The organism is Paraburkholderia ferrariae NBRC 106233 (assembly GCF_000685035.1).
GTDB lineage: Bacteria > Pseudomonadota > Gammaproteobacteria > Burkholderiales > Burkholderiaceae > Paraburkholderia > Paraburkholderia ferrariae.
On the sequence record NZ_BAYB01000014.1, the window covers coordinates 266,216 to 278,559 of the forward strand.

General features: G+C 56.5%; 9 protein-coding genes. 4 read left to right on the plus strand and 5 right to left on the minus strand.

Going from position 1 to position 12,344, the window contains the following annotated elements; translation table 11 throughout:
* The first annotated feature begins 13 nt into the window (after positions 1 to 13).
* The 3 genes from BFE01S_RS17905 (at position 14) to BFE01S_RS39150 (ending at position 4,114) form a co-directional block, all read left to right on the plus strand.
* The gene (locus BFE01S_RS17905; RefSeq protein WP_028226694.1) at positions 14 to 1,876 is read left to right on the plus strand and encodes a DUF4422 domain-containing protein; all 1,863 of its coding nucleotides are present in this window, start codon (positions 14 to 16) and stop codon (positions 1,874 to 1,876) included.
* A gap of 181 nt (positions 1,877 to 2,057) precedes the next feature.
* Complete coding sequence (gene glf, locus BFE01S_RS17910; protein ID WP_028226695.1) at positions 2,058 to 3,209, plus strand: UDP-galactopyranose mutase; 1,152 nt, start codon at positions 2,058 to 2,060, stop codon at positions 3,207 to 3,209.
* Positions 3,206 to 4,114, plus strand: coding sequence for a glycosyltransferase (locus BFE01S_RS39150; protein ID WP_042337877.1), 909 nt, complete (start codon positions 3,206 to 3,208; stop codon positions 4,112 to 4,114). The genes glf and BFE01S_RS39150 overlap by 4 nt, the downstream gene beginning before the upstream one ends.
* A 43-nt stretch (positions 4,115 to 4,157) precedes the next feature.
* Here BFE01S_RS39150 and BFE01S_RS41945 read toward each other — a convergent pair whose 3' ends face one another.
* From BFE01S_RS41945 to BFE01S_RS17930, 3 genes are all read right to left on the minus strand, one after another.
* Entirely contained in the window at positions 4,158 to 5,702 is a 1,545-nt protein-coding gene (locus tag BFE01S_RS41945; protein WP_084170016.1) for a glycosyltransferase family 2 protein, read from the minus strand.
* A gap of 6 nt (positions 5,703 to 5,708) precedes the next feature.
* Positions 5,709 to 6,848 (minus strand): glycosyltransferase family 2 protein, encoded by a 1,140-nt coding sequence (locus tag BFE01S_RS17925; protein ID WP_245621128.1) that lies wholly within the window; start codon positions 6,846 to 6,848, stop codon positions 5,709 to 5,711.
* A 416-nt stretch (positions 6,849 to 7,264) separates the two neighbouring features.
* Positions 7,265 to 8,539 (minus strand): polysialyltransferase family glycosyltransferase, encoded by a 1,275-nt coding sequence (locus BFE01S_RS17930; RefSeq protein ID WP_028226698.1) that lies wholly within the window; start codon positions 8,537 to 8,539, stop codon positions 7,265 to 7,267.
* A gap of 432 nt (positions 8,540 to 8,971) precedes the next feature.
* Between BFE01S_RS17930 and BFE01S_RS17935 the strand changes: the two genes are divergently transcribed.
* Positions 8,972 to 10,081 carry an acyltransferase family protein gene (locus BFE01S_RS17935; protein ID WP_028226699.1) on the plus strand — a complete coding sequence of 370 codons (1,110 nt, stop codon included), beginning with the start codon at positions 8,972 to 8,974 and terminating at the stop codon, positions 10,079 to 10,081.
* Between the two features lie 41 nt (positions 10,082 to 10,122).
* On the opposite strand, the gene BFE01S_RS17940 is transcribed toward BFE01S_RS17935, so the two are convergent.
* Entirely contained in the window at positions 10,123 to 11,235 is a 1,113-nt protein-coding gene (locus tag BFE01S_RS17940; protein WP_042337879.1) for an acyltransferase family protein, read from the minus strand.
* 69 nt (positions 11,236 to 11,304) lie between these two features.
* A complete protein-coding gene (locus tag BFE01S_RS39160) occupies positions 11,305 to 12,093 on the minus strand; it encodes a hypothetical protein (RefSeq protein WP_156967055.1) in 789 nt (262 codons plus the stop codon).
* Positions 12,094 to 12,344: the final 251 nt, after the last annotated feature.

Sequence of the window (12,344 nt, forward strand, 5' to 3'; positions counted from 1 at the left end):
GATTCAAACAGCCATGTCGACGACGTCCAGTCATGCTCACATCTACGTCTGCCAACACAAGCCGGTACCGGCTACGGTGTCGGATTCGTGCTTTCATCCGATACAGGTAGGTGCGGCGCGGTCATTGGTCGATCTTGGCCTGATGCGCGACGATACGGGCGACAACATTTCCCTTAAGAACGGAACGTTTTGTGAACTGACAGCGGTATATTGGGCTTGGAAGAACGACCGCGACGCAAAATGGGTAGGCCTGATGCATTACCGGCGTTTTCTCGATTTCAGCGGCGCGACGCATGAGATCGACGTGCACGGTTGCGCGAACTACGATCGTCTCGACGAAGTAACAATCGGAGCTCTGGGCCTGACGGCATCGCGCGTCGAGGCGTTGCTTGCCTCCAAGCCTGGCCTGCTAGCCGTGCTGCCGCAGAAGTGGTCGGTGCGCAACGCCAGTAACCGCACGCTTCGTGAGCATTACGTGAGAGCTGATCACCACTACGAGCCGGATCTCGACGTGCTGCGCTCGGTGATCGGTGACCTGTATCCCGCCGACGTCACGCATTTCGACGCTGTTATGGATTCGCACGATGGGTACTTCACGAATATTTTTGTGTTGCGCCGCGACCTGTTCGACGAGTACTGCGAATGGGTGTTTTCGATTCTGTTCGAGGTGGAGCGCCGCCTCGACCTGACGAACTACTCGGTTGCCGCGCAGCGCGTGTTTGGCTACATGTCCGAGCGCCTTTTCAACATTTTTGCGCATAAGCGCCTTGCCGACCCGGCAACCTACGTCGAGTTGGAACGTGTCTTCGTCCGTGACGAGCGTTCCGCGTATCGTGCACCCGCGCGTCCGGCGGGTAACGTGGTGAGTGTCGTCACCGCATCCGATGGCAATTTTGTGCCGCACCTCGCGACCTTTATGACGTCCGTGCAGGCCAACCTCGATCCGCGGCGCGAACTCGACCTTGTCGTGCTGGATGGCGGCATCCCCGCCGATCAGCGTGCCTTGCTGGAGCGGCAATTCCGCCTGAACGGACGCGGCAGCCTCACGTTCGTGGCGTGCTCGCACATGTTTTCGGATATTCCGTTGCATGCACACTTTTCTGCGGCGACGTTTTATCGACTGAGTCTCGGCGAACTGCTTGCCAACCACGATCGCGTTGTCTATGTCGACGCGGACACGGTAGTGCTGGGAGATCTTTCGAGCCTCTACGACATGAATCTCGATGGTCGCGCCGTGGGTGCCGTGCCTGACATCATCATGCGCAGCTTCGCGGCAACTGGCGTGCCTGCGCTCAAGGAGGCCGGCGGCGCGCGTGCGGGTGACTATCTGCGTGACTGGCTCGGCATGGGCGACCGCGGTGACGATTACTTCCAGGCTGGACTGATCGTCATGGATCTAAAGGCTTTGCGCGAGATGAACCTGCGCGAGAGCGCTAACGCCGACCTTACCAGCAAGCGCTACTGGTTCCTCGATCAAGACGTGCTGAACAAGCATCTGCTCGGTCGCGTCAAGTTTCTCGATCTTGGCTGGAACGTGGTCAATGTCTCGATGGATGTCGTTTCCGGCCTCCATCGGAATCTGGCCGAGAAGGTACGCGAAGCATTCGCGAACCCGCAGATGATTCACTACGCGGGATTCGAGGCGAAGCCTTGGAACAACGCCGACGCGCCGCTCGCGTATTTCTACTGGTATTACCTGCGCCGTACGTTCTGGTACGAGGCGGTGATTGAGCGTCGTCCGATTGCCGTTCCGACTCTCGATGCCGGGATGAACCGGAGCTTGTTTTATCGCTTCTCACGCAAGATCTGGCGTCAATTGCCGAACTTCGTGCAGCGGCGCCTGTTCTGGGCCCGCGATGTGATGATGGGGCGGTGAGCGGCGTTCGCCTCGGTGGTGGTGCACGATCAGGTTCGTGCCCCCAAATATTCGTTACACGGCCGAGCTTGCATGCGCTCCGGGCCGCAGGGAGAATGCGGGCAGACTGATGCTTTGCCGCGAACGTGGTGACTGTGGGTGTCCGCGCGGGATTTGTTATTAATCGTTGAAAGGGCTGGAAGTGAAGAAAATCGGAATCGTTGGAGCGGGCTTTACCGGGGCTGTTCTAGCTTACAGGCTCGCGCGCGAAGGCTATAGCGTCGACGTGTTCGATACGCGGCCACACCTCGCGGGCAACTGCCATTCGGAACGCGATGCCGATACGGGCGTGATGGTTCATGTCTATGGTCCGCATATCTTCCATACCAACGACGAACAGGTCTGGAAATTCGTGAACCAGTTCGATGAGTTCATGCCGTTCGTCAATCGCGTGAAGGCGATCGTCAAAGGTCGAGTCTATACGCTGCCGATCAACCTGCTTACGATCAACCAGTTCTTCGGCAAGGCGCTTTCACCGTCAGAGGCAAAGGAATTTCTCGCGTCGCTCGGCGACAAGTCGATCGAAACGCCGCAGAATTTCGAGGAGCAAGCGCTCAAGTTCGTTGGCCGTGACCTCTATGAAGCCTTCTTTCTCGGCTATACAACGAAGCAGTGGGGCATGCATCCGACCGAACTGCAGGCAAGTATTTTGAAGCGCTTGCCGGTACGGTTCAATTACGACGACAACTACTACAACAGTGCCTTCCAGGGCATGCCCAAGAACGGCTACACGTACATTGTCGAAAAGCTGCTGGACCACCCGTCCATCAAGGTTCATCTGAACGAGCGCTTTGACCGCGCGCAAGCCGGCGAATATGCACACGTTTTCTACAGTGGCCCGATCGACGGATGGTTCGGCTACAAGGATGGCCGGCTTGGGTACCGTACGCTTGACTTCGAGGCGTCGCGTCACGACGGCGACTATCAGGGTAACGCAGTGATCAACTATTGCGATGTCGATGTGCCCTGGACGCGCATTTCGGAGCATAAGCACTTCGCGCCTTGGGAATCGCACGAACGCACGTTGATTTTCAAGGAGCACAGCCGATTCTGCGGCGAGAACGATGTACCGTACTATCCGATCCGTCTCGCGAAGGAAAAGACGATGCTCAAGCATTACGTCGACCTCGCGAATCAGGAGCGCGGCGTAAGCTTCGTCGGCCGTCTGGGCACCTATCGCTATCTCGATATGCACGTGACGATTCGCGAGGCATTGGACGCAGCCGATGTGTTCCTGGCCGCCGAGGCCGCTGGTCAGGAAGTGCCGCGCTTCTTCGTGGATCCGCTGCAGTGAATGTTGCGGCTGTCGTCGTTACTCACAACCGGCCACAACTGCTTGCTGAGGCGCTAAGAGCGCTGAGCACCCAGACATACGCCCTGCAGTCGATCGTGGTGGTCGACAATGCGAGCGGGCCGGCAACGCCGCAGGTGCTGCAAGGTTTTGACCACGTTGACGTCCTGCGGCTTGACGAGAATCTTGGTGGGGCAGGCGGCTTCGCGGCCGGCGTTGACCGCGCGATGCAACACGATCCTGACTGGATACTGTTACTGGACGATGACGCGATCGCTGCTCCCGATCTTGTGGCGCAGCTTATGGCCGCCTTGCCCGAATTGCGGGCACAGCGTGTGGGTGCGCTGTGTACTGCCGTGGTCGAATTCGGGCAGCTCGCGTTGATGCATCGGCGCTTTTTCGATCCGAAGACATTACGTGAGCCACCAGTGGCGAGCGAGAGCTATGCAAAGCCGCTCGTCAAGGTCGATACGGGTTCGTTCGTTGGCTTTTTGGTGAACGCGGAATCCGTGCGTGAGGTTGGGGTGCCGAACGCTTCGTTCTTTCTCGCCTACGACGACACGGAGTATTCGCTGCGTCTAGGTAAGGCAGGGTGGTCGATCTGGCTGGTGCCCAAGGCTTCCGTTACGCATTTGCGCGGCGCAAAGGGGCGTTTGCGGGATGGGCCGTACGGGCTCAAGCACTATTACAACCTGCGCAATCAGCTTGCCGTGTTTCGGCACTATGGCTCCGCACCGGGGTGGCGATTGTGGCGGCCAATTCTGTCGCATGGCCTGGTTGCCGCCAAGGACCTTCGCTTTGCCTCACTGTGTACTTGGGGCAAAGCGTTGCGGGATAGCCGGCGCGTTCGTATTACGAGTGCACAGGATGTGAGTGGGTCGCGGCGACCGACTGCGCGTTGCAAGTGATCGCCGCTTCAAGCGCCCAGGCATCCGACGCCTGGCAGCCCACTCAGTTATGTATGTGCTTGGCCAGATTGCGCACGAAGGCTTCTTTTTCCCGGGAGAGATGGCCGGCGAGAGCTAACACGCGATCATGCTTCAGAAGTTGAAGCGTGGAAAAAATATCCTTTGACGCATTCTGTTCATATTTTTCCTTGAGCGAGTCTTCAAGCAGGCCGTGTACCCAGAAGTGGGTACTAATTTGAATCTGCTTGAAAAGCGTCTCGGCCTCCAGGTTACCGAGAATTTGGATGCGCTCGAGTAGCGCGTTGAAAATATCAAAATGAACGAACAGGCGTTCGTCTTTGAAGCCCACAGTTTGACCGGGGCGCTCCAGTCGGTAGTGGTACATGTATCCGCTTGTTGCAACCACATACGGGCGACACAGTAGTGCTTCGGCATTAAACAGGAGGTCATCGAAGCGGCGGATGTTCGTATGAAATCCTACGCGATTCACGTCAAGAAAATTCTTTCGGAATATCTTGCGCCAGATAGTCGGTGCGTGCAGAACGACCTCATCCGGATCAACCTGATAGCAGTCGAAAAACATTCGACGTGCCGACCCAAAGTGCTCTTCCACATTTGCGCTTTTACCGCTCGCTGTGTATTCCTCGACGTATCCGCATAGAGCCACGTCAGCATTGGTATCGACCGCGCAGCCGAACAGCTTTTCGAACATCCCGGGAGTTACCCAATCGTCGCCGTCGACAAAACCGACATAGGTGCCGCGCGCTTCATCAAGGCCGCGTTGACGGGCTGCTGCGCACCCGCCGTTAGTCTGAGAGATGAGCCGGATATGACTGTACTTCTTCTCGTACTCGCGGACGATCGCGGCGCTGCTGTCTTTCGACCCGTCGTCGATTACGAGCACTTCCGCGGTAATGTCGCGGATTCCGGCCAGGGAGTCGAGGCATTGTGGCAGATACGCCTCGATATTGTAGGCCGGCACAATAATACTTACGTCAACCGCCTGACTGCGATTCCAGTGAATCACGTTCCAACGGTCGTGGGAGTAGAGGCGGAACGACCGCGTCAGCGGCTTGAGTGCCTGATACAGATGACGCCCAGGGATTCGATGCTCTTCGAAGCCGCCGATGAGTACGTCGATGGTCGCAATCGACGCGATCTTGCTGATCGTCTGGAGGTCGAAGTAAGGCCAGTCGAAGTAGACACAAATATCGCTGCCGCAATTGAGGGTGTCTAACGTATCACCGAACTCCGACATGTCATTGATGCAGATGACACCGCAGTCCGGCTCCTGTGTGATAAGCGCTTTCAACTCTTCTCGCGTCGTTGCGAGCGGGTGATAGACGACAGCTCGCCGTGTTGAGTCGGATTTTGCGAACTGAAATGCTCGCGGAGCCGCGTTCCCACCGATATGAAGCATGACCTTTGCGGGGCTCGCGGCAAGAAGTGCCTCAGCATGAGCCGAGTTGCTGATTGAGTCGCAAGCCTGCTTGATCGCGGGGAGGTTGTTCGCAGACGACAGCCAGTGCGAGCGACGGCTATCTGCGATTGCGGCCGGGAGGAAATCGGAAAGTGCGTGTAACGACATGTCTGATTAAGCGAGCTTGAGTCGGCGAGCCAGTTGCGATGCAGCGGAACGGGTCCGTCTTTGTATGGCAATACGGGCATGCTGCTTGCGCCCGGTGTCGAGATAAAAACGGAACGACGTGCGCGCTTCGGTGACGCCGGTTTGGTAAAGCGACAGGTCGCGTGCGAGCCCGTTAAGAATCAGCCATAACCTGTAAGACTGCCTGTCTTCGCGCCAATGGTTGCTCAATACCTCGTTGATCCAGTCGGCGGGAAAGCGGCGCAGGGCATCGGCGAATTCGCCAATGAAGCGCTCGCGCAGGGGGAAACTAATGCTGTTGAAACACCAGATGCCGAAGTCGACCAGGTAGCTGATCATTTCCGGCGCGGCAAGGGTGGACATTGTCCGCAGTGAGTTGTCGCCCGCGATTTCGTTCAGGATCTTGATGTAGTCGAAGCGCTTCTCATCGTTGCGGCTCGTGATTTGCCCTGGCCGATTGACCCGGTAATAGTAGCCGGTCATCGACGTAATCAGGATCCGCGACGCGCCAACGAGCGCGCGATAGTGCGTTGGGACGTCCTCGTAGAGAAGACTAACGCGGAATGGCCCTACCTTCTCGCGGAAGAAGCTGGCACGATACACGCGGTTGCACGATGACGGCTCAAAGCGGCATAGCGAAGGTGTTTCAGCAAGATTGGTCGCTACCACCGTGCGGCCGCTGAGCACTCCGTTGCGCAATGCCTCGTCGTTGAACGACGTGAATTCGTCCGATCGCTGGTTGTAGGTGACGGCGCGCAGCCAGCCGAAGTCTGCGTTATCGCGATCGAGCAGTACGACCAGATTGGCGAAAGCACGTGCTTCGATCCAGTCGTCACTGTCGACGAAGCTCAGGTAGCGACCCTGTGCAAGCGAGACCCCGACGTTACGGGCGGCACCAAGTCCGCCGACCTTATATTCATCATGGTCCTGAGTGGATGCCAGCACAAATCGGGTTTCAGGATGTTGCGCAGCGAGCTTTCGCACAACGGACATCGTGTCGTCCGTCGACCGGTCGTCGACCACAACAATTTCGTATGTCATTCCGACAGAGCGCGCGAGGCTAGTCAAGCATGGCTCGATAAACGCCTCGACATTATGTGCAGGAACTATATACGACAGATCTATCACAATACCCTCCGGCCGCTCATTCCTGGCAGCTTACTTTTCGATACATTTGAGTGGCAACGGTGGATTGGGCATAGGCCCATGTGGCCCCACCAACGTAGTGTGAGCCGACCTGGCTCGGTATGTGATGTATGCGAGGATGCGTAAGGCCCGGTGCGACTCCGCAGGAATTATACCTAACTGTGAGGTTACAGGGCGGCGGTGGCCACGTTCTGCACTGCCGCAAAGGATTTGGGCGATGAGCGTTGATGCTGTGTAGGCGACCAGTCGGGCGAGGCATCACACCAGTGTCTCCCGGCTTGGGTCCGCGTCGCCAGGGTGGAATTGTTGTCAATACCACTAACGTATCAGAGTCCGCAGATTGAACTTATCGAAGGTTTCAAGCATTGGACGTGTTTGCTGCTGGTGATGACTGTGATTTACACGGGGGGCACCCATTGGAGGTTTTGATTGTGAAAATCGCGCGTCACGCGGTCGAGGTCGTTGGGGCACGAATTTTCAAGATCGACAACGTCTGGGACGATAGCGTCCTGGACACCCTTCCACCATCGTTGGGTCTCACCGGTCGGTTGCGCATGCAGCGAAAATGCGGGTATGCCAAATAACGAATACGCATGCACGAGAATGCTTGAGTAGACCGAGACGATTGCAGCGATTGCGGGTGCATTATGCGAAATCACTGTCTCTAGCAGTGGTGCGTCAGTTTCGAGCAATCGCCCACCCATTTGGGCCACTTTCGAGGTAGGGAAGGTCTCTTTGAGGGGCACGCGCGGATGATCTTTCACCCACACCGTATAGCCCTTGCCAATTAGCGTTGCTACCAGTTCGGTATAAGGGTCCAGGTAGGCTGCTGGGGACATGCCGTCGTGAGGTGCTGCACCGCTGGTAACGATGATGATGTTACGCTTACCGGCCAGGCGCGGAATTCGGTAGCATTGCGCACTGCGGCGTAGAAGCTGTGTGAATACAGCGCAGTCCACAGGGACCGTGTCAATGTCAGCATTCCGAAGCACTGTCGGAGCCAGCGCAAAGAATCGCGAATTCGTGTCGTGGGGCGCGAATCGCAACGCCTGGAGGTAACTTGTCAGCCCTTCTTCATAATATTCGTAACGTTGGGCAGGAAAATTGTGACGCACGAACTCGCCCATCTCGACAAACGGAGAATAGATTTCAGCGAACTCGATATCCGAGAACGGCAGTTCTGGTGAAGCCTGGGTGCGTTCATAGTAATCCTCGTGGGAGATGGTTTGAACGCCAACCCAGTCTTCTTTCAACTGATACGCCCACTTGCGATTCTCGGTGCCTGATTGCCTGTCGAGGGTCACCAGAAGATAGTCATCGAACACCCGGTTTTGCTGCTGCGCGATTGCTGCTGCCACTGTTGTGGCGAAGTAGCCAGTCGAGATGAAGAGCCGCCTCGGGTGCTGTGTTGCGAAGACCTCGGTGACTTTCTGGCTTAGTTCGTTGAGCGTTTCGTGCTCTCGGGAGAGCTTTTGCTTGAGTTGCTCAAATGACTGCTCCAGCAACGTGGCATGTGCTTCGAACTGGTCGCGTTGTTGATCGAGTCCACTGGTAAGTGCCTGCCGGTTATCATTCAGTAGTTGCACGACCAGCTCTTCGAGATGCTGCAGGTTACGCGCCACGCGCCGCGAGGGAAACAGGCGCGTCGCCAGCTCACTGAGGGTTGCTCTCATAATTTGTTACGCCTCCGAGGCAATCGGAAACTGCGCGGATCGGCTGATCGTGGCCATAGGAGCATGTGGGACAGGGGTTGAATGGGCGCGAAAACGTTTGCATCGACGCGGCAGGTCTGTCTCGATGCAAGCAAATATGACAGCCATGACGCCCTCTAGCACGGCTGTATTGCAATATGGCGGAAACGTTTGCGTGTGCTAGCTACTACACAAAGATTGTACCCAAGCATACACATTCATGACATAAATGTAACGATCTGTAATGTTACAAAATGCTAGCCATACATCGGGCTGGTATTGCCTTGCAGGCTTATGTGTGTAGTTGATGGTACGACGCAGACTTGTGTAGCATCCCGACCTTGACGTGTTGTCTTCCGGGAATCCGGAATCAGCGAAGGTACTACGTTTGAACTTACGAGCTGGAAGGTAAAAATGATTGCGGAAGTTGCACCGGCGAAGATCCGGGACATCCAGGTTCTCCGCGCGCTGGCCATCATTGCCGTCATTTTTCAGCACTACTGGCGCCTACCTGTTCCTCCGGCCTTTCAATATCTGCATAGCCATGTATCCGGCTGGACCGGCGTGGATATTTTTTTGGCTATTTCGGGCTTTCTGATGTGCCAGGCGTGCGTGCGTTACGCAGAGAAAACGGATGGAAAAGTTGCTGCGCTCAAAATGTTTGCAGAACACCGGGTTCGCCGTTTGCTCCCAGCGCTCCTTTGCTGGAACTGCTTCTCCATCATACTCGCTGCATACCTCGACGATCCGCCTCTGCGGTCAGTCTTTCTCGCGACAAGGGGTGCGTTGGCTGCCCTTTTCGGCGTTTCGAACGTTTATTGGTCATACTGCTTTCAGGTTGCGCAAGGGACGTGCGGCAATGGCGACTACAACGGGGTCACCTGGTCGCTTTCGCTGGAGTGGCAGCTTTACGCGGTCCTGGCGCTATCGTTCTACTTCCTTGGGAGGTACTACGTACTTGGCATCCTGCTGGTGCTGACTGCCGTTCTCTCCTTTTTCCCCGCAACCATGTTTTCGTTGCCATGGGTTTTCCGGCCCGCAGCATTCACAGCAGGTTGCGTTGTGTACTTTCTCGGCAATACCTACGCTCCGGGCATTCGCGGACTGCCTGTCTGGGGTTGCCGGATTGTGCTGGGTGTGGGCCTCGTGCTCTGCCTGATTGCTCCGAACGTGCTACCGCCGCATTGGATTTTCTGGGGAATGGGGGCAGGCGCTGGTTTGTGCATGCTTTCGGCGCTGCGGGGGGATAGCTACTCGAATGGCCGCCTGGGTTCACTGGCCTTGTGGATAGGAGAACGATCGTATTCGATTTATCTTTGTCACCTGCCGCTTATGGTATTGGTTGTGGACATCCTCAAGCGGCTGAATGCTGCAGCGTTTGCGCATGGGCAGACCTTGATTGGATTCGGGCTGTTCTCTGCACTGACCATCGTTTGCTCGAGTTTATCCTATCACTTCGTGGAGCAGCGCTTTCTGCATCGCGGTGCGGGTAAGCGCGCTGTAGCCGAGCGGCTGCCCGGGTAGCTTCTACGAAGCCTGTATGGTTCTGCTGTGCGGGGTCGAGCTTAGCCGCCACTAGTGGCGATGGTCATGCGGCTTGCCAGCTTACGCCCCTTTCGCCGCAGTGGATTTTCGACAAATCGATAATTGAACTCGGCAAGGATTGCCGTGAGCGCCACGGCGGCAATCGTATAACGCAATGTCCAGGTCGAATCCAGGTGCGTCCCTTCCGGCATCACGCGAATGCAGAGGTCATTCAAGACGTAGAAGATTAGCGGGTGGATGAGGTAGATCGCAAACGAGCGCTCACCGATCCAGACCAGAATTGGCGCAAATATCGACGGCGGCAGAAAGTACCCGCGCTCAAACGATGCGAGGCATATTGCGGCGGCCGAGATTGCGGCTGCGAGGCCAGTATAAAAACTGACGATTTCGAATCGTGTGCATGCGAACAGGCTTGCGAGCAACAGGACCGGTAGCAACCGGCTGATACCTGCCCGGTTGAACTGTTGTGCCAGGACGCGGTGATACTGGGTGCGTGAAAACTGTGCGATCAGGACGCCAAGCATGATTGCATCGGTTTTGATGAACGCAAGCAGATTTCCCAACTGGGGGCGGTAGAGGAATATCTGTAGCAGCACGAGTGCGGCGAACGCCACCGTGAGGCGCCTGCCTAGAATGAGAATTGCGAGGGGAAGGAGGAGATAGAACTGCTCCTCGAGCGACAGGGTCCAATAGTATTCGAAACTTCCGCAGTTCGCGGCACCTCGAAAGCACTGGTAGAAGTGCAGGTTGGCAACGTTCAGAACGATGGACGTGAGGTCCGCGAGGTTCTGTTCCCGGAAGCCGTGCTGGCCGGCCGCCGTCAGCACCAGAACCCCGATGAGGGCCCATAGCCAGGCCGACGGCACGATCCGGTAGATGCGTCTCAGCCAGAAGGCCCACGTTTCGTACCAGAATTCGAGGCCGAGTTTGCCTTCGAGCCGGGGAAGCAGACTCTTTGCGATGACGTAGCCGGAAATGCAAAAGAACAAATCGACGCCTACCCAGAGTCCCCGGCCTGCGTTTTCCCAAATAGCGTGATTCCAGGGGTACAGAATAGGAAGGTGCCGAACAAAGACCGCCAGTATTGCCGCTGCCCGAATGACCTGAATTTCCTTGTTGTATTTTTCGTGCATGGGTAGCGAGCGGTTAGTCCGATTCAAGGAGTCTTTTTACCTTCGAGCGTGCGGTGCTGCCAGAACTAGCTACTTTTCGGCCGCCCGGTATGGGCTTTGGTACTCCGTACCTTTGATATAGATCGTGAGCGCAAGCGTGTCTCGCACTTTCTCCGTGAGCGCGAGCCGTTGCACGCTATGCCAGCTGTTTTCCGCGCGAACAAAGGCGTAGGCTGAGTTGGGCTTGAATTCATTCGTCTTGTGCAGTTCGAATTCCGTTCCATTCCGGATATGAAAGGACGTACCGAGGTGAACTTGCGAGAGGTCGCGGGGGAAATAGAATTGCATCGTTGCAATCTTGCACGCGATGTCTGGATGAATCCCAATCCGATATCCCGGATAGTCGCGGTAGAAAACGGGCACGGGTATCAACTCTGGCCATTCGTCACCGTAGGCGGCTGCAATGCCCTTCGCGAACTTGGTGGTAATCGCATCGACCAGCGCGGGTGACGTCATCACACCGAGCATGCGTTTCCAGAATGCCCGTTGTTTCGGATTCAACCGTGGCAGGGTGCGTTCGCTCAGATCCAGCAGTTTGCGCGTGACCGTGCCATCTGGTAGCACAGCATCGGGATGCACGATGAAGTCGTAGGCATTCTCGTCTGGAAGATATTCGAGAATCTGCGCGTAGATTCTCGAGGTAAAAGCATTCTCGATATAGATGTTGTCGTTCGGAACGGGATCGATCGGCGCATTCCTGATTCGCTCAGCCAGCCGGTTTAACACCCTCTGCATTTCCGGATCGAGGTTGGGGTCGGTCCTGGCGCCGGGTATCTGCACGGCTACCCGATCGAACAAGCTATGTAATGCGCTAAGCATGGCATCTCCAAACACGCTAGAGTTCGAGGTCTGAGCGAGACGATATCACACGGGCATATTGGGATGTGGCGATGATATTGCCGAGGCTGGCCGCGTTCGTCTGTGTGAATGGGGTCCGACTTGCGGGTGCGGTTCGGGCCAGGAGTATCTGCATGGTCTGATACTAATTTCATCGAGCCTCGGTAGACTTCGTCGCCGGCCAGGGAAATCGGACCCAGGAGGGCGGCACATACCGCATGCTAAAATCAAGC